22 protein-coding genes are annotated in these 21759 nt (G+C 71.8%); 9 read left to right on the top strand and 13 right to left on the bottom strand.

Annotation, left to right across the window (positions count from 1 at the left end):
* Nucleotides 1-97: 97 nt before the first annotated feature.
* Entirely contained in the window at nucleotides 98-562 is a 465-nt protein-coding gene (locus ABIA35_RS23860) for a nuclear transport factor 2 family protein (RefSeq protein WP_370359363.1), read from the bottom strand.
* A gap of 89 nt (nucleotides 563-651) precedes the next feature.
* Between ABIA35_RS23860 and ABIA35_RS23855 the strand changes: the two genes are divergently transcribed.
* Nucleotides 652-1455, top strand: coding sequence for a LysR family transcriptional regulator (locus tag ABIA35_RS23855; protein WP_370359362.1), 804 nt, complete (start codon nucleotides 652-654; stop codon nucleotides 1453-1455).
* Between the two features lie 244 nt (nucleotides 1456-1699).
* Here the strand turns inward: ABIA35_RS23855 and ABIA35_RS23850 are convergent, their stop codons facing one another.
* Genes ABIA35_RS23850 through ABIA35_RS23840 form a run of 3 tightly spaced genes read right to left on the bottom strand, consistent with a single transcriptional unit; the run spans nucleotide 1700 to nucleotide 4194 of the window.
* Complete coding sequence (locus ABIA35_RS23850; protein WP_370340637.1) at nucleotides 1700-2437, bottom strand: ABC transporter ATP-binding protein; 738 nt, start codon at nucleotides 2435-2437, stop codon at nucleotides 1700-1702.
* Between the two features lie 13 nt (nucleotides 2438-2450).
* The gene (locus ABIA35_RS23845; RefSeq protein ID WP_370340635.1) at nucleotides 2451-3416 is read right to left on the bottom strand and encodes an ABC transporter ATP-binding protein; all 966 of its coding nucleotides are present in this window, start codon (nucleotides 3414-3416) and stop codon (nucleotides 2451-2453) included.
* Nucleotides 3394-4194, bottom strand: a complete 801-nt coding sequence (locus tag ABIA35_RS23840; RefSeq protein WP_370359361.1) for a hypothetical protein — start codon at nucleotides 4192-4194, stop codon at nucleotides 3394-3396. Before ABIA35_RS23840 ends, ABIA35_RS23845 begins: the two co-directional genes overlap by 23 nt.
* A 118-nt stretch (nucleotides 4195-4312) precedes the next feature.
* Between ABIA35_RS23840 and ABIA35_RS23835 the strand changes: the two genes are divergently transcribed.
* Entirely contained in the window at nucleotides 4313-5296 is a 984-nt protein-coding gene (locus tag ABIA35_RS23835; RefSeq protein WP_370359360.1) for a sucrase ferredoxin, read from the top strand.
* A 1-nt stretch (nucleotide 5297) separates the two neighbouring features.
* Nucleotides 5298-5942: a tyrosine-protein phosphatase gene (locus ABIA35_RS23830; RefSeq protein WP_370359358.1), complete on the top strand. Its 645-nt coding sequence runs from the start codon at nucleotides 5298-5300 to the stop codon at nucleotides 5940-5942.
* Nucleotides 5943-5946: 4 nt separating this feature from the next.
* Here the strand turns inward: ABIA35_RS23830 and ABIA35_RS23825 are convergent, their stop codons facing one another.
* Nucleotides 5947-8541: a WD40 repeat domain-containing protein gene (locus tag ABIA35_RS23825; protein ID WP_370359357.1), complete on the bottom strand. Its 2595-nt coding sequence runs from the start codon at nucleotides 8539-8541 to the stop codon at nucleotides 5947-5949.
* A gap of 3 nt (nucleotides 8542-8544) precedes the next feature.
* On the bottom strand, nucleotides 8545-10674 hold the full coding sequence (locus ABIA35_RS23820) for a type IIA DNA topoisomerase subunit B (RefSeq protein ID WP_370340625.1): 2130 nt from the start codon (nucleotides 10672-10674) through the stop codon (nucleotides 8545-8547).
* Nucleotides 10675-11006: 332 nt separating this feature from the next.
* Here ABIA35_RS23820 and ABIA35_RS23815 point away from each other — a divergent pair, with 332 nt between their 5' ends.
* Nucleotides 11007-11237 (top strand): hypothetical protein, encoded by a 231-nt coding sequence (locus tag ABIA35_RS23815; RefSeq protein WP_370340623.1) that lies wholly within the window; start codon nucleotides 11007-11009, stop codon nucleotides 11235-11237.
* Between the two features lie 166 nt (nucleotides 11238-11403).
* Here the strand turns inward: ABIA35_RS23815 and ABIA35_RS23810 are convergent, their stop codons facing one another.
* From ABIA35_RS23810 to ABIA35_RS23795, 4 genes are all read right to left on the bottom strand, one after another.
* Complete coding sequence (locus ABIA35_RS23810) at nucleotides 11404-11751, bottom strand: helix-turn-helix domain-containing protein (RefSeq protein ID WP_370340621.1); 348 nt, start codon at nucleotides 11749-11751, stop codon at nucleotides 11404-11406.
* Nucleotides 11748-12095 (bottom strand): type II toxin-antitoxin system RelE/ParE family toxin, encoded by a 348-nt coding sequence (locus tag ABIA35_RS23805; RefSeq protein ID WP_370359356.1) that lies wholly within the window; start codon nucleotides 12093-12095, stop codon nucleotides 11748-11750. The genes ABIA35_RS23810 and ABIA35_RS23805 overlap by 4 nt, the downstream gene beginning before the upstream one ends.
* 172 nt (nucleotides 12096-12267) lie before the next feature.
* Entirely contained in the window at nucleotides 12268-13953 is a 1686-nt protein-coding gene (locus ABIA35_RS23800) for an RNA polymerase sigma factor (protein WP_370340617.1), read from the bottom strand.
* Between the two features lie 340 nt (nucleotides 13954-14293).
* Nucleotides 14294-15145: a FadR/GntR family transcriptional regulator gene (locus ABIA35_RS23795; protein WP_370340615.1), complete on the bottom strand. Its 852-nt coding sequence runs from the start codon at nucleotides 15143-15145 to the stop codon at nucleotides 14294-14296.
* A 225-nt stretch (nucleotides 15146-15370) separates the two neighbouring features.
* Between ABIA35_RS23795 and ABIA35_RS23790 the strand changes: the two genes are divergently transcribed.
* From ABIA35_RS23790 to ABIA35_RS23770, 5 genes are all read left to right on the top strand, one after another.
* Nucleotides 15371-16498, top strand: coding sequence for an SPFH domain-containing protein (locus tag ABIA35_RS23790; RefSeq protein ID WP_370340613.1), 1128 nt, complete (start codon nucleotides 15371-15373; stop codon nucleotides 16496-16498).
* 3 nt (nucleotides 16499-16501) lie between these two features.
* A complete protein-coding gene (locus tag ABIA35_RS23785; RefSeq protein ID WP_370340611.1) occupies nucleotides 16502-17395 on the top strand; it encodes a hypothetical protein in 894 nt (297 codons plus the stop codon).
* Between the two features lie 88 nt (nucleotides 17396-17483).
* Complete coding sequence (locus ABIA35_RS23780; protein ID WP_370359355.1) at nucleotides 17484-18374, top strand: ATP-binding cassette domain-containing protein; 891 nt, start codon at nucleotides 17484-17486, stop codon at nucleotides 18372-18374.
* A gap of 6 nt (nucleotides 18375-18380) precedes the next feature.
* The gene (locus ABIA35_RS23775) at nucleotides 18381-19040 is read left to right on the top strand and encodes an ABC transporter (RefSeq protein ID WP_370359354.1); all 660 of its coding nucleotides are present in this window, start codon (nucleotides 18381-18383) and stop codon (nucleotides 19038-19040) included.
* Nucleotides 19041-19068: 28 nt separating this feature from the next.
* Nucleotides 19069-19383, top strand: a complete 315-nt coding sequence (locus tag ABIA35_RS23770) for an NIPSNAP family protein (RefSeq protein WP_370340605.1) — start codon at nucleotides 19069-19071, stop codon at nucleotides 19381-19383.
* A 13-nt stretch (nucleotides 19384-19396) separates the two neighbouring features.
* Here the strand turns inward: ABIA35_RS23770 and ABIA35_RS23765 are convergent, their stop codons facing one another.
* From ABIA35_RS23765 to ABIA35_RS23755, 3 genes are read right to left on the bottom strand one after another with little or no spacing between them, the layout of a single operon-like run.
* The gene (locus ABIA35_RS23765; RefSeq protein ID WP_370340603.1) at nucleotides 19397-19798 is read right to left on the bottom strand and encodes a VOC family protein; all 402 of its coding nucleotides are present in this window, start codon (nucleotides 19796-19798) and stop codon (nucleotides 19397-19399) included.
* Nucleotides 19799-19819: 21 nt separating this feature from the next.
* The gene (locus ABIA35_RS23760) at nucleotides 19820-20725 is read right to left on the bottom strand and encodes a carbohydrate kinase family protein (protein ID WP_370340918.1); all 906 of its coding nucleotides are present in this window, start codon (nucleotides 20723-20725) and stop codon (nucleotides 19820-19822) included.
* Between the two features lie 20 nt (nucleotides 20726-20745).
* Entirely contained in the window at nucleotides 20746-21687 is a 942-nt protein-coding gene (locus tag ABIA35_RS23755) for a pseudouridine-5'-phosphate glycosidase (protein WP_370340601.1), read from the bottom strand.
* Nucleotides 21688-21759 lie beyond the last annotated feature (72 nt).

Below are 21759 nucleotides of genomic sequence, written 5' to 3'. Positions count from 1 at the left end.
GAAGGGCCTGAAAGCGCTTGAAGGCTGTGCGAGCGGCTGTGGCCGCCCCTCGTGGGGCGGCCACAGCCGTTTCGCGTCTCCTGGCGGCCGTCAGCCGTCAGCCCCCGAAGATCGCCACCGGATCGCCGGTGAACCAGGTGTTGTCGATGCGCATCCGGCGGATCAGCCAGCGGGAGCCGTCGCGCACCAGCTCGACGGTGTAAGGGTTCTTCAGCAGCGCGTGCGTGCCGTGGTCGGCGGTGAGCAGATGCTGGGCCTCGACCAGCGCGGTGGCGTGCGCGGTGTCGCCGTCGACCTCCGTGCGCACGTTCGTCACCTGGTGCGTGGTGTCCACGCGGCCGGCGAAACCGGTCAGGATCGCGGTGACGATCGTGTCCCGGCCGACCATGACCGGCGGGGTGCCGCCCCACTTGGCCGCCGCCGGACGGAAGTCCAGTTCGGCGTCCTCGGTCCAGGCGGAGGCGAACAAGTCCGGGTCCTGGGTGTCCTGGCCGAGGCCGAAACGGTAGAGCGCGTCGGCGATTTCCAGGCGGTCGCGGAGTTCGTTGATCGTGATGTCCATGCCTTCATGGTCGGCCGCCACGCCGGGCCGGCCAAGGGCCGCTTGTGTCATGATCGGTAAGTCACGCTTAACGATCGGATCCGACGGCCATGCTGGAACGCCACGAGCTCGACACCTTCCTCACCCTGGCCGAGCAGCTGCACTTCGGCCGCACCGCCGAGCTGCTGCACGTCTCCCCGGCCCGGGTCAGCCAGACCATCGCGAAGCTGGAGCGCCGCCTCGGCGTCCGGCTCTTCCACCGCACCAGCCGCCGCGTCGAGCTGACCCCGGCGGGCCGAGCCCTGTACGCCGAGGCGCGCCCGGCCTGGACCGCGATCACCGAGGCCGTCACGCGGACGATCGAGGCCGGCCGCGGTGTCAGCGGGACGCTGCGGGTGGCGTTCGTCGGAGCGGCCGGCGGGCAGTTGCTGGTCGGGGCGACGGAGGCGTTCGGCAAACGGCATCCGGACTGCGAAGTGGTGCTCCGCGAGGCGCAGTTCGGCGATGTGGAGCCATGGCTCAACGACGACGAGGCCGACCTGGTTCTCAGTATCCGGACACCGGGACTGGCTCAGGGCCCGACATTGGTGAGCGAGACGCGGATGCTCGCGGTGGCGCTGGGGCATCCCTACGCGCGCCGCGAGACGGTCTCACTCGCGGATGTGGCGCGGACGACGCTTATCGAGCCGCAGGCAACGCTTCAGGAGACGCTGACGCTCGTCGGAGCCGGGCGCGGAGTCGCCGAGGTCGGCGCGCAGACGCGGCGCTACTACCCGCGGCCCGACGTGATCTACATACCGATCCGCGACGCGCCGCCGGTCGAATGGTGCCTGATGTGGCACGGGGACCGGGAGACGGCCCGGGTGCGGGCCTTCAGCCAGGTCGCCGACGAACTCGTCCACTCATCAGACTGACGGGGAAAGGCGGAAGCACCGCCGTCCCGCGGCCCGAGGCACGCGGCGGGAGGTCGTCTCCCCGGCCCCTGTGTGGCGGGGCCGGAGTCCCCGCGGACGGCGGTGCTTCCTCATCGGCGGTGACACGGAAGGATCGCCACAGCCGGACCGGACCGCGCCTCGGGGTCCGCCGAGGGGTCCGGGGTATGTGTACTTTTACCCGGAAACCGGGGATTGCGTTGTGAGCTCAGTGAGTCTGCCGGAGCTAAGCCCCCACGCCCGCAACGCCGACACCCGCGCCGGCGCCCTCGGCGTCGCCGTCGGAGTCCGCGAGCAGCCTGCCGTCCCCAACGGTGATGACCCGGTCGGCGAGCTCCATCATCAGCGGGTCGTGGGTGGCCACCAGCGCGGTGACGTTCTCCGCGGCGACCACCGCGCGCAGCAGCCGCATCACCGCGCGGCCGGTCTCGGAGTCCAGCTGGCCGGTGGGCTCGTCGGCGATCAGCACCCGCGGCGAGTTGGCCAGCGCCCGGGCCAGCGCCACGCGCTGCTGCTGGCCGCCGGACATCTCCCCGGGGCGCTGCTTGGTGTGCTCGCCCAGGCCGACCATGTTGAGCAGCAGCTCCACGCGCTGCTCCCGCTCGGCCACCGGGGTCCGGCGCAGGCGCAGCGGGATGCCGACGTTCTCGGCCGCCGACAGGATCGGGATCAGCGCGAAGGACTGGAACACGAAGCCGAACAGGTCCCGGCGCAGCGCCGCCAGCTCCTTCTCCCCCAGGTTGCGCCCGGGGCCGGCGAGCTGCTTGCCGTCCACCGCGATCCGGCCGGCGTCGGGCTTGTCCAGCCCGCCGATCAGGTTCAGCAGCGTCGTCTTGCCCGAGCCGGAGCGGCCGACGATCGCGCACAGCTGACCCTCGGGCACCGTGAACGACACGTCCTCGACCGCGTGCACGGCGTTCTCCCCCGAACCGAACGTCCGGCGGAGCCCCTCGACCTCGATCATGTCCCCCACCGGACTACGCCCTCTCGTCCATGGAACCGCCGGCACTCTCAGAACCCATAGAACCCTCAGCCCCGCGCGCCAGGTCCGGCCAGACCCCGATGTGATCAGGGCTCTTCGCCAGCCGCACCCGGTCCTTCATGCGGAGGTCATCAACGTACTCCTTCGGCAGCTGTACCCGGCCGGCGCGGTCCAGGACCGCGAACTGCTCGGCCGGCGCGCCGCCGGCGCCGCGCCGCAGGACCTCGGTGGAGGTGCGGCCGTCGCGGATCTCCACGGTGCGCTGCACCTGGTCGGTCACCTCGTGGTCGTGCGTGACCACCACGATGCTGACCCCCAGCTCCTCGTTCGCGGTGCGCAGCGCGTCGAACACCTGCTGGCTGGTCGCCGAGTCCAGCTCGCCGGTCGGCTCGTCGGCGAACACCACCTCGGGGTCGTTGGCCAGCGCCACCGCGATCGACACCCGCTGCTGCTCGCCGCCGGACATCTGCCCCGGGCGCCGGGCGGCGCAGTAGCCGACGCCCAGCAGGTCCAGCAGCTCGCCGGAGCGGCGCCGGGCGTACTTGCGCTTCTTGCCGGCGAAGCCCATCGGCAGCGCGACGTTGTCGGCGGCGTTGAGGTAGGGCAGCAGGTTGCGCGCCGTCTGCTGCCAGATGAAGCCGACCGTCTCGCGCCGGTAGCGCAGACGGTCGCGGCCCTTCATGGTGAGCAGGTCGTATCCGCCGACCCTGGCGACGCCGGCGGTGGGGGTGTCGAGCCCGGACAGGATGTTCAGCAGCGTGGACTTGCCGCTGCCGGAGGCGCCGACGATCGCGACCAGTTCCCCGGCCCGCACCAGGAGGTCCAGGCCCTGCAGAGCCTGGACCTCGATGCCGTCGGTCTTGTAGATCCGGACCAGGTTGTCGCAGACGATCTTGGCGTCCTCGCCGTAGACCTCTTTCGGCCGTGCCGCCGCGAGCTCAAGCTCCTGAAGGGTGCTCATGCGCGTTAGGACGAGCCGGCTCACTGCCTCCGTTGCGGTCGTTATGGAACGGTGACCATCCGGCCGGGTGCGCCCCGACGGTGTCCGGCAGCCAGCCGGGTTCGCCGAGCAGACCCTTGTGCGGCACGCCCTTGATCTGGTGCCGCGAGGGTCCCTCGGAGCCGCGCAGCCAGCCGCGCATGATGTGGATGTCCGGCACCTCGCGCTGACACCAGGCGACGATCGAGTCCAGCACCGCGTTGCGCTCGCCGCTCACCCGCATCATGCGCGGGAAGGAGACCGGGAAGGTGACCGTGTTCTTCAGGTCGGTGACCGCGCCGTGCGCCAGGTTGGACGCGGTGCGGGCGCGGTCGTGGTTCGGCGGCCACGGCGCGCCGAGCTTGAGGCCCTCGGTCTCGGGCTCGCCGAGCAGCACCACGTCCACGGTCCGGCCGTCGGCGCCGCCGAAGCTGATCCGGCCCGCGCGGGCCCAGACGTAGAGCCGGCTCAACGGCAGGTCGCGGACCAGCGCGCCGGAGCCCTTGCGCCATCGGAGCAGTTGCATCCGCCCCGGTGCCGAGGACTCCCAGTCCTCGCGCGCGACGGTGCGCAGCGCGATCACTTCGTGGCCATGGACGGCGGGGAAGCCGTAACGACGGGCCTCGGGGCCGGCATCCAGGAACGCCTCGTCGCTGTCTGCCGCTGCGGGCTTGGGACTCTGGGCCTGCCCGGAACTCTGGGCCTGCCCGGAACTCTGGGCCTGCCCGGAACTCTGGGCCTGCTCGGAACTCTCCGTCATGGTGCGCACCTCGCTGTTCGGAGCACCCCCCGATCTGTGTCGCCACCACCATCGTGAACCCGGCTCCGCACAAAAGCGAACGGTGTGGGGGTGCGCGATGGGCGTTATGGTCGGGGGCATGCGCGACGATCAACTTCCGGCTCCCCAGCCCCACGCGTGTTCGGTGCTGTCCCGCGAGCTGGACGAGCCGCTGGCCGGCACGGGTGCCGAGGCCACGGCGTGGGTGCTGGTGGAGCAGCCCGGACCCTGGGGGCGGGCCACCGTCACCGAGAGCCGTCTGGACCCGGCGCTGGGCGCCGAGTTGGAGGGGCGCACGGCCGGGACCGGCGTCCGACTGGCCCTGATCCGCCGGGTCGAGGACCACCACGACGCCGCGCCGCGCCACCGCCGCTGGTTCGCCGCCTCGACCCACCCGAAGCGCACGTGGCTGGCCAGCGGGGTGGTCGAGTACCCCACCGACCTGCTGAAGATCGACTTCACCGCGCTGGGCGCCGGCGACCGGCGCGCGGTGGCGGCGCTGGACGCCGAATTCCCCGGCACACCGCTGCTCGGGGTCTGCACCAACGGCAAGCGCGACGCCTGCTGCGCGACACGCGGCCGCCAGGTGGCGGTCGCCGCCGAGGCGCTGGACTCGGCCTCGGGGCCGGGGGCGGACGCCGCGTTCCCGGCGGTATGGGAGATCACGCACCTGGGCGGACACCGGTTCGCGCCGACCGCTGTGGTGCTGCCGTCCGGGTACTCCTACGGCCGGCTGGACGCGGCCTCGGCCGTCTCCGTGCTGGCCGACGCGCGGCACGGCCGGATGGCGGTGGCGAACTGCCGGGGCCGGTCGACCTGGCCGCGGGCCGGGCAGGTCGCCGAACTGGCGGTGCGCTCGGCGCTCGGCGAGACCGCGCAGGACGCGCTGGACGTGGTGGCGGTGACGCAGACCGCCCCGGATCCGGAGCCGGCGTGGACGGCGGTCGTCGAGCACCCGGACGGCCGGGCCTTCGCGGTGTCGGTCACCGGCGCTTTGGCCGCCGTTCCGCGTCCGGAAAGCTGCGGGAAAGCCGACGGCACACCTCTTGAGCTGCGGGTGGACACCGTCGATAAGATCCGGTGACATGAGCGACCTGCCGCTGACCGGCATCAAGAACGCACGCGACATCGGGGGAATACCGACGGGCTCGGGGGCGGTGGTACAGCCGCTGCGGCTGCTGCGCTCGGCCCGCCTGAACCGGCCGACCGACGCCGACCTGGCCTGGCTGGCCTCGATCGGGCTGCGGACGGTGGTGGACCTGCGGCAGTCGTTCGAGATCGCGGCGTGGCCGGACGCCCTGGGCGAGCTGGCGGTCGAGCGCGTGAACGTGGCACCGAGCCTGGAGAACGAGGGCGCGGGGACGTTCTTCGAGCTGTACCTGGCCTGGCTGGACGACAGCGGCGAGGCGTTCGCCGACGCGGTGCACGCGCTGGCACGTCCCGGCGCGCTGCCGGCGCTGGTGCACTGCACGGCGGGCAAGGACCGGACCGGGGTGCTGGTCGCGCTGGTGCTGGACGTGCTCGGGGTCGCGGAGAAGGAGATCGTCGCGGACTACCTGCTGTCGCACGCGCGGCTGTCGGCGGATCCGGGGGATGTGATCTACCAGCACGTGATCACCGGGTCGCTGGCGCACGTGCGCGAGCGGTTCGGGAGCGCCGAGGGGTACCTGTTGGCGCACGGGGTGAGCGCGGAGGAGATCGCGGCGCTGCGGGAGGGGTTGCTGGGGTAGGGGGTCAGTCCTCGAAGAAGTCGCCGAGGTGCAGGTCGATCGCGATCAGCCCGTCGTCGCCGGCGGCGATGAGCAGCCCGTCGGCCCCGAGCGCCAGGGCCTTGGGCGCCCAGCCGAGCGGGATCGGCCGGCCGGTGCGGGCGTCCTCGAGGTCCCACACGGTGAGGCAGCCGTCGGCCCACGCCACCGCCGCGACCGGGCCGGCCTCCGTGATCGCGGCGGCGATCGCCGTGACCGGCACGCCGCGGTCCTCCACCGGCAGCAGGCTGGCGTCGGCGGGCACGGCCCACAGGCGGAACGTCCCGTCCTGGCCGCCGGAAAGCGCGAACAGCACATCCATGTCGGGCATCCAGATGGCCGACACCGCGGTCACCGCCCCGGAGTGCTGGTCCTCGGGATCGGCGATGAGCTCCTCGGTGTCGACGTCCCAGACGTGCACCCGGCCGTCGCCCGCCCCGAACACGAGCGCGTCCCGAGCCACCGCCACCGCCGTCACGGCGGTATCGGGCAGCACGTCGCGCACCGCCGCCACAGCCTTGCGCGGCGCGGTCGGCCCCAGCGCGGCCAGCCGCCGGCTGGAGTCGGTGAGCACCAGGCTCGGCGAGGCGTCGACCACGGCGGCGGCCCGCGCCTTCACCATCACCGGCGACGCCGGCCGCCCGACGATCCGGCCGCTCCGCGGATCCAGGCGATAGGCGCGAGCGAGGTCGTCTATCGCGACCAGCACCTCCGGCGGCGTGGGCTCCGGGTCGGGGAGCCAAGCGCCGGCCGGGGAGGCCGCGACGGGGGTGAGGAGGATCGCGGGGCCGGCGTGGTGCACGTCGGCTGCGGGGGCGGGGGCGGGTGCCGGCACGGTGACGGTCGGGCCGGGAGCCTGCTCGGCAGCGGCAGCGGCAGTACCGGCAGCAGCAGCACTGGCAGCGCCGGCAGTACTGGCAGCGGGCACAGGCGGAGCAGCGGTCGCACCGGCTATCGGCGAGCCGGCAGCGGAACCATCAGCGGCAGACAGAGCAGCGACCGACTCGGCGATGTTCGCTGTGATGCCCGGCGAGCCCGCCGCCACGGCCAGCGCCGCCACCGGTCCCGGCCAGGGCATTTGCCGCGGCGTGTCCGGCGGCAGGGGACGCCAGCCGGCCCAGCGTGTCAGCCAGGGGATCGGGTCGCCGACGGGGGCGCCGTCGGAGGGGCGGTTTCCGCTGGTGTAGGGCGCGACCGCTTCGGCCAGGGCGTGATCGCCGACGGCCAGGGCCGCGCCGTGCAGGATGGCCGCGCGTTCCGGGACGGTGGTCGAGTTCGTGAGGGCCTGGCCTGCCACGCGCCAGGCCGCGCGGGTGCCGGGGGCCACGGCGCTGCCGAGGGCGTCGATGGCGGTGGACAGGGCCGGCTGCTGGACCAGGACCAGGTTGGCCGGCTCCAGGACGATCTGGTCGGCGATGCCCTCGCGGAACGCGATGTCGAACGGGACCGCCGCCAGCTTCCAGGGCCGTTCGTCGCTGGCGGCGAGCAGGCCGGCGTGGCGTTTGGAGGCCAGGCTCAGGATCTCGCGGGCCTTGGTGGGGTTCGGGTACGCCTGCGGGGCCGCGGCGCCGCCGGAGGGCACCAGGTCGTCCAGCCAGGCCGCGAACTCGGCGCGGTCGGTCCAGCGATGCTCGCCCAGGTCTATGACGGTCGCGGAGCTGTCGGCGCGGGCCGCGGCGTCCGCCACGTCCGGATGCGCCGACTCCACGATCAGCCGCACGCCCGGCACCGCCAGCAGCGGCGCGATCAGCTGCGCCAACACGGCTTCGCGCGCCGAGCCGTCGCGCAGGTGCCCGGCGAGATCGAGTTCGGAGATCAGGATCGTGACCCGCGACCAGCGCCCGACCTCATGGAGCGCCTCGGCGGCACTGGCCGACAGGTCCCAGGTCGCCGATCGGCTCGCCGACACGCGGGCGGCAGCGGGGTGGCGGCTGTCGCAACTCGATCCGGCGGCCTCAGCCTCCACCTTGGCCTCAACCTCGGCCTCAGCATCCTGCCCGGCAGCGCCACCACCGGCGGCACTCCCGCCGGCCGCGCCACCACCCGCAGCACTGCCGCCAGCTGCACCGCCACCGGCAGCATTCCCGCCAGCCGCGCCACCACCGACCGCACCGCCACCGGCAGCACCGCTCAGCCCATCAGCAGAAACCCCGTCCGCGATCCCCGGCCCGAAGCCCGACCCTCCGGACTTCCCAGCCTTCCCCGAATCCTCCCCCGCACCGCTCCCCCGCAGCCGCCCAGCGACAGCCGTCGCGAGCCCGGCGGCGTCCGCCACCGTCACCCCGAGCTGTCCGGCCAGCTGCCAGGCCAGCACGCGCGGGGTCAGCCCGCGCGCGGAGACCCAGGCGAAGCGCTCGTCGTCGGCGGCCTCGGCCAGGACCGCCAGTTCCGAGGAGGCCCAGGCCAGGGTGAACGTCTTGCCCGCGCCGCGCGGGCCGGTCACCAGCAGCAGCCGGGGCGCCGGGCCCGCGTCGCGTTCCGGGGCCGGCTCGGTCAGCCAGCCCACCACCGCGCGGCAGACGCCGCCACGCCCGGCGGGCAGCACCGTGCTCGGTGCCGCCGGCCCCCCGCCCGCCGCCATCGCTTAGGCGTCGATCCGGGATCGGTCCAGGACCGCGGCCGAGTTGATGATGAACTCGCGGCGCGGCGCCACGTCGTTGCCCATCAGCAGGTCGAAGGCCTTGTCGGCGGATTCGCCGTCGGCCACGGTGATGCGGCGCAGGGTCCGGTGGCGCGGGTCCATGGTGGTCTCGGCCAGCTGGTCGGCGTCCATCTCGCCCAGACCCTTGTAGCGCTGGATCGGCTCCTTGATCCGCTTGCCCTTCTTCAGCAGCTCGGCGACCGTGCGGCGCATCTCGTTGTCCGAGTACGTGTAGATGTACTCGTTCTTCGCCCGGCCCGCTCCGATCACCTCGATGCGGTGCAGCGGCGGGACGGCGGCGTAGACGCGGCCGGCCTCCAGCATGGGGCGCATGTACCGGTGGAACAGCGTCAGCAGCAGGCAGCGGATGTGCGAGCCGTCGACGTCGGCGTCGGCCATCAGGATCACCTTGCCGTAGCGCGCCTGGTCGATGTCGAACGACCGGCCCGAGCCCGCGCCGACGACCTGGATGATGGACGCGCACTCGGCGTTCTTCAGCATGTCGGCGATCGAGGACTTCTGGACGTTCAGGATCTTGCCGCGGATCGGCAGCAGCGCCTGGAACTCGGAGTTGCGCGCGGCCTTGGCCGAGCCCATCGCCGAGTCGCCCTCGATGATGAACATCTCGGAGCGGTCCACGTCGTCGGAGCGGCAGTCGGCCAGCTTGGCCGGCAGCGCCGAGGTCTCCAGCGCGTTCTTGCGGCGCTGCGCCTCCTTGTGCTGGCGCGCGGTGATCCGGGTGCGGGCGGCGTTGGCGATCTTCTCCAGGACGCCGCGGGCCATCGGCTTGTCGTTGCGCTTGGCCGAGGTCAGGAACTCCTTGAAGGAGTTCTCCACGACCCGCGCCACGATCCGCTTCGCCGCCGGGGTGCCCAGGACCTCCTTGGTCTGGCCCTCGAACTGCGGCTCGGCCAGCCGGACGGTGACCACCGTGGTCAGGCCCTCGAAGACGTCGTCGCGGATCACGTCGTCGTCGTTGACCTTCAGCAGCTTGGCCGCCCGCAGCTGCTCGTTGGCCGCCTTCAGCAGACCGCGGCCGAAGCCGTCGAGGTGGGTGCCGCCCTTGGGGGTGGCGATGATGTTCACGAAGGAGCGGACCACGGTGTCGTACTCGGTCCCCCAGCGCAGCGCCACGTCCACGAACAGCTCGCGCTCGATGTCCGCCGGGGTCATGTGGCCCTGGTCGTCCAGCATCGGGACGGTCTCGGTGAACTTGCCCGAGCCGGTGAAGCGCAGCGTGTCGGTGATCGGGCGGTCCGGCGCCAGGAACTCCACGAACTCCGAGATGCCGCCGGCGTAGGAGAAGACCTCCTCGATGTGACCGCCGTCACGCTCGTCGACCACCTTGATGGTCAGGCCCGGCACCAGGAACGCGGTCTGCCGCGCGCGGGAGTGCAGCTCGTCCAGGACGAACTCGGCGTCCTTCAGGAAGATCTGCCGGTCCGGCCAGAAGCGGGTGCGGGTGCCGGTGGGCGCGGCGCGCCGGCCATCGGCCGATTTGGGCACGAGCGCGCGCGAGACCTTGCCGACCTTGCGCAGCCCCGACTCGGGCTTGAACTTCCCGTCCGGCCCGTCGCCGTCGAACACTCCCGGGATGCCGCGCTGGAAGGAGATCGCGTGGACCGTGCCGGCCCGGTCGACCTCCATGTCGACGCGGGAGCTGAGGGCGTTCACCACCGAGGCGCCGACCCCGTGCAGACCGCCGGAGGCGGCGTAGGAGCCGCCGCCGAACTTGCCGCCGGCGTGCAGCTTGGTCATCACGACCTCGACGCCGGACAGGCCGGTCTTGGGCTCCACGTCCACCGGGATGCCGCGGCCCTGGTCCCTGACCTCGGCCGAGCCGTCCTTGTGCAGGATGACCTCGATCTGGTCCCCGAAACCGGCCAGCGCCTCGTCGACCGAGTTGTCGATGATCTCCCACAGACAGTGCATGAGACCACGGCCGTCGTTCGAGCCGATGTACATGCCCGGCCGCTTGCGGACCGCGTCGAGTCCCTCGAGGACAAGGAGGTGCCGCGCGGTGTAGGAGCCGTCCTTGTCGGCGGACGGCGCGGGCCTGCCTTGCGCACTCACTTGCGGACCTTCCTCTCCCTTGTCGATCTTGTCGATCCGTGATCGACTCTCGTCACTCGAACACAGTTTCGCATCAATGGTAGCGACGGCAGGGCCAGCGTACCGGGAGCTTCCCCCCGGCGAGTCCATGTGACCGGCGCAACACTCTGAGCCACGAAGCCTCACGCTACGTGCCGATACTGACACCGAACGTTGAGTTTCCTCACGGTTCGACCCCTTTCCCCGTACGCTCTCAGCGAACGTGACGCTTTCGACGCCGAATCACTTGCGCGGGAACACCGAACGCCTGCTTTGATGTTGTTCCGGGTACCACACAGAAAGCAGGTGCGACCGTGACCACTGCAGTCTTGACTCCGACTGAGCCGCTCAAGGCCTCCGACCGCTGCGACCGCTGCGGGGCCGCTGCTTACGTGCGCGTCGTCCTGGGTGGCGGCGAGCTTCTCTTCTGCGCCCACCACGGCAAGAAGTACAACGAGAGCCTGGCGAAGGTCGCCATCGAGATACACGACTTCTCCGACCAGCTGGTGGAGACGAAGCAGACCACCGCCGAGGAAGAGCGCTGACCTGAAGCGCAGCATTACCCGGCCCGATTGCGTAGACCTGTAACGGACGATCCGATAACGGCTACTGCTCTTGCCGAAGGCCCCGGTTCCGCATGACGGAACCGGGGCCTTCGTTGTGAGCTGAGTCACACACGATCGCAGAGAGCGTGTGCCACATCACCGTTGGTCATGCCGCGGTCATGTCGCCCGGCTCCGAGAAGGCCAAGCGCTCGTCACCGAAGTCGGCGACGATCTCCAGGCGACCGCCCAGCGCCTCGACGTACGCAGCCAGCGTGCGCAGCTCGGTGGCCCCGTCTTTGGCGTGCTCGATAGCGGAGACACGCCCCTGGCTGATCCCCATCCGTTCAGCCACCTCGACCTGGGTCAACCCCATCCGCCGGCGCATCTCGGCGAGGCGGAAGGCACGCTGCTCCGCCCGCAACCGCTCCATGCCCGCGGCGATCTCAACCTGGTCCTGGGCTTCGGGGAAGAACTCATCGAGGAACCCCTGCCGGTCATAGCTGTGGGTGCTCATCGTCCTTCTCGCTCCTTCAGATACACGGCGTAGCGGGCCTCCGCCAGCGGTACGGCGACGCGATACCAAGCATTCCACCGCCCCGTCTTGTCCCCCGCGACCAGAAGCACCGCGCGGCGCCGCGGGTCGAAGACGAACAAGATCCGCACCTCACTTCGCCCCGCCGATCCCGGACGGAGCTCTTTGAGATTGTGCAACGTCGCACCGTGGATGCGATCCGCCAATGGTCGGCCGAGTTCCGGTCCGGCTTCCAACAGCATCGAAATGGCTTGCCCCACAAGCAGCGCCGTCGAGCGATCGGTCCTGCGCAACTCATGCAGCCAAGCCCGGACCTCAGGAACCATCTCCAAGCCGTAGCTCGCGAACGTCTACCTTTCTGCGGAAATTACGCCTGTATAATATCCGGGGCAAACGCGCAGGCCTTGGCCTCGCACACAGGCTCATCCAAACGAGTGAGCCCAACGAAAGTGCGGCCGCCCCTTCCGGGGCGGCCGCACTTTTCGCTGTCGCTACTGACTAGTCCAGGTAGTCCCGCAGCACCTGCGAGCGCGACGGGTGCCGCAGCTTGGACATCGTCTTGGACTCGATCTGCCGGATCCGCTCGCGCGTGACCCCGTAGACCTTGCCGATCTCGTCCAGCGTCTTGGGCTGGCCGTCGGTCAGCCCGAAGCGCATGGACACCACGCCGGCCTCACGCTCGCTGAGCGTGTCCAGGACCGAGTGCAGCTGTTCCTGCAGGAGGGTGAACGACACCGCGTCGGCCGGGACGACCGCCTCGGAGTCCTCGATGAGGTCGCCGAACTCGCTGTCGCCGTCCTCGCCGAGCGGGGTGTGCAGGGAGATCGGCTCGCGGCCGTACTTCTGGACCTCGACGACCTTCTCGGGCGTCATGTCCAGCTCCTTGGCCAGCTCCTCCGGGGTGGGCTCGCGGCCCAGGTCCTGGAGCATCTGGCGCTGCACGCGGGCCAGCTTGTTGATGACCTCGACCATGTGGACCGGGATGCGGATGGTCCGCGCCTGGTCGGCCATGGCGCGGGTGATGGCCTGACGGATCCACCACGTCGCGTAGGTCGAGAACTTGTAGCCCTTGGTGTAGTCGAACTTCTCCACCGCGCGGATCAGGCCCAGGTTGCCCTCCTGGATCAGGTCCAGGAACAGCATGCCGCGGCCGGTGTAGCGCTTGGCCAGGGAGACCACCAGGCGGAGGTTGGCCTCCAGCAGGTGGTTCTTGGCCCGGCGGCCGTCCTCGGCGATGATGTCCAGCTCGCGCCGGAACTCCGGGGTCAGCGGCTCGCCGTCGTTCAGCTTCTCCTCGGCGAACAGGCCGGCCTCGATGCGCTTGGCGAGCTCGACCTCCTGCTCGGCGTTGAGCAGCGGGACCTTGCCGATCTGCTTGAGGTAGTCCTTCACCGGGTCCGCGGTGGCACCGGCGGAGGCGACCTGCTGGGCCGGGGCGTCGTCCTCGTCGTCCGACAGGACGAAGCCCTCCTCCTTGTCCTCGCCGGGGGTGGCCCCGTCGGTCTCGGAGGTCTCCTCGCTCTCGTCCGTCGCGGCGACCTCCATGTCGGGGCCGTCCTCGTCGTCGAGTTCGATCTCCAGGTCGACGTCTTCCTCGAGTTCGGCGTCCTCGCCGTCCTCGCCGTCGCCCTTCTTGCCCGCCGCCTTCTTGGCCGGCGCGCCCTTCTTCGCCGCGGCCTTCTTGGCCGGGCCGGTGCCCGACTCGCCGTCGGCGCCGGCCGCGGAGGCGGCCGTCTTCTTGGCCGCGGTCTTCTTCGCCGCGGCGGCCTTCTTGGCCGCGGCCGAACCGGCCTCGGTCAGTTCGTCGCCGGAGGCGCCGTTGGCGGCCGCGACACCCGGGGCCGCGGTCTTGGCGGCGGCCTTCTTGACCGTCGTCGCCTTGGCCGCGGTGGCCGTGGTCGTCTTCTTGGCCGCGGTCTTGCTCGCCGCGGCGACGCGCTTGCGCGCGACCCCGGCGCTCTGCGTGGCGTTGACCGTCAGGTCCACGCCCTCCTCGTGCAGCACGGTGGTCAGGGCCCGCATGACGCTCTTGGCCTTGGCCATCGGGATGTCCGCCTCTTCAAAGGCTTGCCGCACCTCGTCTGCGGCAATGTGTCCCTGCGCCCTGCCCCGCTCGATGAGCGCCACGAGGTGGGCGGACTCGGCGATCTCGGCGGGCAGTGGACGGGAAGTGCTGGCCGACACGAAAACCCTCTCGCTACTGGATGGCAACCACCCGCTTCCGACGTGAGCCGGGATACGGTCCGTCCGCGCGGTGTTCACGCGTCCGGGCCGTCTTGCTCTGTGTCGGGTTCGTGTGGAAGATTCCGATCGCGCCGCGGATCCGGCCGGTCGCACCCGGTCGTTCCGCATTGCACGCGACATAGCATTGTGGCACGCCGATGTATTCCCCCGGCACCGGTTAGCCGGTAATCGGCGGGCACCGCCTCCAGAACGCCTCTCGGCGTCCCCCGACACGGCGGTGCCCCGCACCACTGATCACGATCTGATGTGACGCTACCGGATCTGCTCGATCACCGGCTGTTCACTGGCCGCGCTGTCCGGGCAGGCCGTAGGCCGGAGCCTGCTCCTCCAGCTGCGCCGCGAGCATGGCGCGCATCACACTGGCCGCCGCCGCGCCGTCGCCGGCCGTGATCTCGTCGGCCAGCCGCTGGTGCGCCGCCGCGCCGCCGTCGCTCATCGGCCCGCAGGAGCGGCGCCGCATGCCCGCGCTCTCGGCGGCCCCGGTCACCACCCGCGCCAGGTGCTCCACCATCCGGTTCGGGCACTCGGCGACCAGCAGCGCGTGGAACTCCCCGTCGATCTTGGCGTAGCCGGGCTGGTCGCCGTTGGCGGCGGCCTGCTTGAGCAGCACGGCCAGCTCCGAGAGCCGGACCGCGGCGGCCTCGGAGAGCCGGCCCGAGGCCAGCTGCGCGGCCAGCGGCTCGAACGCGCAGCGCAGCTCGGCCAGCTCGCGGCACTGGTCCAGGCCCGCCACGCCCGCCGCGCGCCACTCGATCACGTCCGGGTCCAGCAGGTTCCACTCCGGGACCGGCCGGATCCGGGTCCCGACGTTGGGCCGGGCGGTCACCATGCCCTTGGCCTCCAGCACCCGCAGCGACTCCCGGACCACGGTGCGCGAGACCTCGAAGCGGCGGCCGATCTCCTCGGGCACCAGCGGCCGGTCCGCGCCGAGTTCGCCGGCCACGATCATCCGGCCGAGCTGCTGGACCAGCTGGCCGTGCAGGCCGCGGGCCTGGGTGCCGGCGCGCAGGGACAGGTAGGAGTCGCCGATGGAGCCGCCGGCGGCCGCCGCCAGCGTGTTGGCGACGGGGTTCGGGGCGGGAAGGGTGTCGACGGGCGCGGCGGTCCCGGTCATGTGTGTAGGAATGCTCATGTTGTTGTCGTCGGCCGCACCGCGGGCGGACTTGAGGATTCTTAGCCGATAGTCGGGCCGATGTCACCCGTCGGAATGATCACCCGCAGGTCGGGGCGTCGCGCGGGCCTGTGGGTCGAGTATGCGGACATTGCGATGTCCATCATATCTCGTCAACTTGACGATAAGGGTGGCGACGGGCTAGCGTCGCAGCATCGTTCCACGCTTCGATGTGCAGGGGGAGAAATGGCGGACATCACCAGGCGGCTTTTCTGGAGCCACTTCCGGGGCAGCCCGACCAACCACGTGGTGCACCTGCGGCGCGGCGAGGTCGCGCACGAGGGCACCGGCCAGGCGTTCTGGTTCCGGCCGCTGACCGCGGTGCTGGCCGAGGTGCCGGTGGACGACCGCGAGCTGCCGATGCTGTTCCACGCGCGCACCAAGGACTTCCAGGACGTCACCGTCCAGGCCTCGATGACCTACCGCTTCGTCGACCCGACGGTGGCCACCCGCCGTCTGGACTTCTCGGTGGACCCGGTCTCCGGCCAGTGGCGCACCACCCCGCTGGAGCAGGTCGCCACCCTGCTCACGGAACTGGCCCAGCAGCACGCGCTGACCCTGGTCGCCACCCTGGAGCTGGCCGACACGCTGGCCTCGGGCACCGCGGCGGTCCAGGAGCGGGTCACCACCGGCCTGGCCGCCGACGAGCGCCTGGCCGAGACCGGCATCGGCGTGCTCGGCGTCCGCGTGGTCGCGGTGAAGCCGGAGGCGGACGTGGAGCGAGCGCTGCGCACCCCGACCCGGGAGCTGATCCAGCAGGAGGCGGACCGCGCCGGGTTCGAGCGCCGGGCGTTGGCCGTCGAGCGCGAGCGCGCGATCACCGAGAACGAGCTGCAGAGCAAGATCGAGCTGGCCACGCGCGAGGAGCAGCTGGTCGCGCAGGAGGGCGCCAACGCGCGGCGCAGGGCGACCGAGCAGGCGGCCGCGGCGCGGATCGCCGCCGAGGGCGACGCGGACCGCGCCCGCATCGCGGCCGAGGGCGAGGCCGACCGCGCCCGGATCGCCACGGCGTCCAACGCCGAGCGGGCCCGGATCGTCGCCGAGGCGGACGCCGACGCGCTGCGGACCCGCTCCTCGGCGAACGTCGAGGACCTGCGCGCGGTCGGCGCGGCCCAGGCCGAGAACGAGGCGGCGAAGCTGGCGGCGTACGCCGGGCTGGACCGGAACGTGCTGTTCGCGCTGGCGCTGCGCGAGTTCGCCGGCCAGCTGCCGGAGATCGGGACGGTGAACCTGACCCCGGACGTGGTGACCGGGCTGCTGTCCAAGCTGGCGAACGGCCCGGCCGGCGCCGGGGCGCACGGCGGGGAGTCCTGAGCCGTGTCCGTGGCACCGCGGGTGGTCGTCGTCCACCGGCACAGCGAGCGGGACGAGATCGTCGCCGAGCAGGGCACCTGGGGGCAGGCGGAGTTCGTCCAGAAGCGCCGCGGGGTCTCGCTGTCCTCGGTGAAGAAGCGGCACGACATGCTCAGCGGCGCGGTCCAGGCGGTCTCCGCTGCCATCCCCAGGGAGTGGCGCCGCGGGACCGTCGAACGCTCCGACCTCCCGCGGTTCCTGTTCGAACCGGAGGACGTCGTGGTGGTGGTCGGCCAGGACGGCCTGGTCGCCAACACCGCGAAGTACCTGGCCGGCCAGCCGGTGATCGGGATCGATCCGGACCCGGGACGCAACATGGGGGTCCTGGTCCGCCACTCCCCCAAGGACTTCGAGCCGCTGCTCGCCGGGATCGGCGCCGGCAAGGCCCGCTTCGAGTCCCGCACCATGGTCTCGGCCGCCACCGACGACGGGGAGTCGCTGCTGGCCCTGAACGAGGTCTACCTCGGCCACTCCGGGCACCAGTCCGCGCGGTACCTGCTGAGCACGCCCGCGGGCGAGGAGGAGCACCACTCCTCCTCGGGGCTGCTGGTCGGCTCCGGGACCGGCGCCACCGGCTGGCTGCTGTCGATCGCCCGGCAGCGGGCCCGGCAGATCACGCTGCCGGGGCCGACGGACCCGGAGCTGGGGTGGTTCGTGCGGGAGGCGTGGCCCTCCCCCACGACCGGGGCTTCGCTGACGGAAGGACTGCTTCCGGACGGACAGGAGCTCACGGTCCGGATCGAGGGCGAGTCGCTGGTGGTGTTCGGCGACGGGATCGAGGCCGACCGGCTGGCCCTGGGCTGGGGGCAGACGGTCCGGATCCGGGCGGCCGAGCGCCATCTGCGGCTGGTGGTGTAGCGAAACGGACTCGCCGGCGTTCGCCGCGGGCACCTTGGCAGGGCTTTGCGAACAGCGCAGCGGACGGTGATGCGGGCACACTGGATCCGTGCTTCTCGACGGGATCGGCAAGCGGTACCGGATCGGCGGACCGTGGGTGCTGCGTGATGTGCGGCTGGAATTGCGGCCCGGACGGGTCGTGCGGATCCAGGGCCACAACGGCAGCGGGAAATCGACGCTGCTGCGGGTGATCGCGGGGATCGCGGAGCCGTCCCGCGGCACGGTGAGCGAGCGGCCCTCGACGGGATACGTGCCGGAACGTTTTCCCTCGGCGCTGCCCTTCACCACGGAGCAGTACCTGCGGCACCACGCGCGGATGCGCGGCGTCCCGGCGTCTCAGGGCTCGCGATGGCTGGAGCGGTTCGGGGCGGAGCAGTTCGCCGGAACCGCGATGAAGGAGCTGTCGAAGGGGACCTCGCAGAAGATCGCGGTGACGCAGGCGCTGCTCGGCGATCCGCGGCTGCTGGTCCTCGACGAGGCCTGGACCGGCCTGGACACCGCCGCGCGCGAGGAACTGGCGGCGGTGGTGCGGGAGCGGGCCGAGGACGGGGCCTGCGTGGTGTTCGTCGACCACGATCCGGCGCGGCTGGCCGACACCACGGACGAGCGGTGGCTGGTGCGGGACGCGGCGCTGCACGCTTCGCAGCAGGCGGTCGCGACCGACCGGACGGCGATCGAGGTGACGGGAGTCCCGGACACGGTCTCGCTGGCCGAACTGCTGCCGAGCCTTCCAGGGCTTCCGGAGTCTTCGGCACTTTCGGCACTTTCGGCGCTTCCAAAGTCTCCGGAGCCCGGGGGCGCCACCGACGGCCACCGGATCGTGGTCGACGCGGCGCACTCGGACGAGGTCCTGAGACGTCTTCTGGCCCTCGGCCCCGAGGTACACATCGTCGCTGTATCCCAGGCCGGCGCTCAAATCCGCGCGACCAAGGAGGCCTGAGTCCTGATGCCCGCGCTGATCCGCTACTACGCGGCGCTCCTCATGCGCTCCGGACGCTGGCTCCCGGCGACGATCTTCTATGCCGCGATCGTGAGCATCGGAACACAGGGTTCGGCGAAAATCGGCGAAGCGCTCGGCTATGCCGGAGCCGGCCTGGTCCCCTCCGTGGCCTGGCTGACGCGCGCCGCCCTGACCGCCGAACCCGAGGCGGCGCGGCACTGCGTGGCCGGCGCCGTGGGCCCGCGCCGCCCGCACCTCGCGGCGCTGGCGGCGGCGGCGATCGGGGGCCTGGTCCTGGCCGCGGGCGGCGCGGCGGCGATGGTGTCCGCGGTCGGCACCGTCCGTCCCGCGACCGCCCTGGCCGCGGGCCTGCTGACGATGGTGCTGTGCGCCGTGGCCGGCAGCGCGGTCGGCGCCCTGTGCAACCCGCCGATCCTGGTGCGCGCCTCCTGGGCCATCCCCGTCGCGGGCATCCTGGCGATCACCGTGCTGGTCGCCGCCGGCTCCCCGGTCAACGCCGCCATCCGCGGCATCACCCCGAGCGACCGGGGCGCGCGGCTGCCGTTGCTGCCGGCGGTACTGGTGGTCGCGGCGACGGCGGTGTGCTGGACGGTGTCGACGTTCGTTGCGGCCCGCAAGGAGTTCCACGTCGGCGAGTCCGATTAGAAACGCCTGCGCTGGTTACGTTGGAAACATGATCACCTGTGTAGTCGAGTACGTCATCGATCCGCAGAAGACCGACGCCTTCGAGAAGTTCGCGACCCGCTGGATGGAGCTGGTCGACGCCCACGGCGGAACGCATCACGGCTACTTCCTGCCCGCCGAGGGCGCGAGCGACAAAGCCCTGGCTTTGTTCAGCTTCCCGAGCCTCGCGGCGTACGAGGAGTATCGGAAGCTGTTCGGCCACCATCCCGATTTCATCGCCGCCGACAAGATCAGGGACGAGAGCGGCTGTGTGCTGCGGTACGAGCGCAGCTTCATGAGGCCGTTGCTGCCTGGCACGAGCTGAGGACTCCGGCGCGTCAGACTGCCGCCGGACCCAACAGATCCCAGCGGTTCCCGGCGATGTCGCGGAAGACCACGACCCGTCCATACGCCTCGCTCCGCGGCTCGCCGACGAACTCGACGCCCTCGGCCAGCATCCGCGCGTAGCCTGCGTCGAAATCATCGACCTGCAGGAACAGCCCGACCCGGCCGGCGTACTGCTCGCCGACCGCAGCAGTCTGCCGCTCCCCGTCCGCGCGGGCGAGCAGCAAACCGGTCTGGCCGCCGGGCGGGCGGACGACGACCCAGCGCTTGGGGCGGCCGTCATTGGTGGTCGACGGCGAGTCCTCGGCAAGTTCGAAGCCCAGGGCGCGGGTGAAGAAGTCGATCGCCTCGTCGTAGTCGTCGACGATGATCGCGGTCAGCTGGAGGAAGGACACCGGCTCAAGGATGGCAGCTCCCTAAGGCCGCCCGCCCACCCGCCGGATCACCCGCGCCGCCAGCCGGCACCCGGCCGCCAGCGCTTCCTCCGGGTCCTCGTCCCGCATCCACGCGGCCAGGTAGCCGGCCGCGAAGGCGTCGCCGGCGCCGGTGGTGTCGATCAGCTGTCCCGGGGCCAGCCGCTCGGCCGGGACCCGGATGGTGCGGTCGAACAGGGCGTCGTGGCGGACCACGCCGTCGGCGCCGAGCTTGACCACCACCTGGTCGCACAGCTCCGTCAGGGCCCTGGTGGCGGCCACCGGGTCGTCGTCGATGCCGGTCAGGACCGCGGCCTCGTCGCGGTTGGCGATCAGCATGAACGGGTCGCCGATCCAGTCCAGGAAGCGGTCCGGGCCGACCGCGGCCAGCGGGCCGGCCGAGGCCACGTCCACCGAGGTGGTCATGCCGCGGCGGCGGGCCAGGTCCAGGGCCGCGACGCCGGCGGCGCGGCTGGCCGGGTTCAGGATCGTGTAGCCGGACAGGTGCAGGTGCCGGCCCGGGACGAACTCGTCCTTCGGCAGGTCCATCGGGGTGAGCGCGCAGTTGGCGCCGGGGTCGGGGACCATCGTGCGCTCGCCGGTGGGGTCGACCAGGACCACCACCGTGCCGGTGGGGCGGGAGGGGTCCACCTTCAGCACGGTGCGGACCCCGGCCGTGTGCAGCGCTTCGGCGGCCTCGCGGCCGGGCAGGTCGTCGCCGACGCAGCCCACGAACAGCGCCTCGGCCCCGGTGGCGGCCAGCCAGCAGGCCGTGTTGGCCGCCGAGCCGCCGCCGCGCATCGCGATGCGCCCGGGGCTGTCCGAGGCCGCCACCAGCGGCCCGTCCAGGCGCGCCACGACGTCCACCATCAGGTCGCCGATCACCAGGATCGGCGCCGCCGCTGCCATGGGCACCGTGCCGTCCGCTGCTACTGGTTCGGCGCGGCGCTGATGATCTCCGCCGCGATCCGGGTGGCGAGCTCGGCGTTGCGCTTGACGAGCAGCACGTTCGCGCGCAGCGACTCCCCGCCGGTCTCGCGGTGGAAGAACTCCAGCAGGAACGGCGTGACGTCCTTGCCGGCGATCCCTTCCTTCTCCGCCGCGGCCAGCGCCTCGTTCAGGATCCGGTCGTGCAGTGCCGGGTCCAGCTGCTCCTCGACCGGGATCGGGTTGGCGATCAGCACGCCGCTGGACACCGCCGGCCAGGCCAGCTGCCAGTGCTGCAGCACCGCCTCGGCGACCTCCTCGGCGAAGTCGAAGCTCCACTCCAGCGCGTGGCCGGAGTCGGCGAGGTAGAAGCCGGGGAACTGGGTGGTGCGGTAGCCGAACACCGGGACGTTCAGGGTCTCCAGGCGCTCCAGCGTCGCCGGCACGTCCAGGATCGACTTCACGCCGGCGCACACCACCGCCATCGGGATCCGGGACAGCGCGGTCAGGTCCGCGGACTCGTCCCAGGTGTCGCGCGCCTGCCGGTGCACGCCGCCCAGGCCCCCGGTGGCGAAGACGTCGATATCGGCCTGAGCCGCCAAAGAGGCGGTGGCCGCCACGGTCGTCGCGCCGTGCAGCCCCTTGGCCGCGGCCACGCCCAGGTCGCGCACGCCGAGCTTGACGACGTCGTCGGACTCGGCGATCAGCCGCAGCTCCTCGTCGTACAACCCGACGCACGGCTTGCCCTCGACCACCGCGATGGTGGCCGGCACCCCGCCGCTGTCGCGCACGGTCTGCTCGATCTCGCGCGCCACCCGCAGGTTGTCCGGACGCGGCAGCCCGTGGCTGATGATCGTCGACTCCAGCGCCACGACCGGGGTGTCCGACTCCAGCGCCTCGATCACTTCGGGGTGAATCCGGAGCCCCACGCCGTCCACTGTCACTTCTGCCTCCTGCAGCCCGACGGGCACGAAAGACGGGCATAGACGCCGTCCCGGTTACGCTCATGCGAACAC

Origin of the sequence: Catenulispora sp. MAP12-49 (assembly GCF_041262705.1) — a bacterium.
GTDB lineage: Bacteria > Actinomycetota > Actinomycetes > Streptomycetales > Catenulisporaceae > Catenulispora.
Note: the sequence above shows the minus strand (reverse complement) of the source record. Positions and strands in the feature narration are given on the sequence as shown.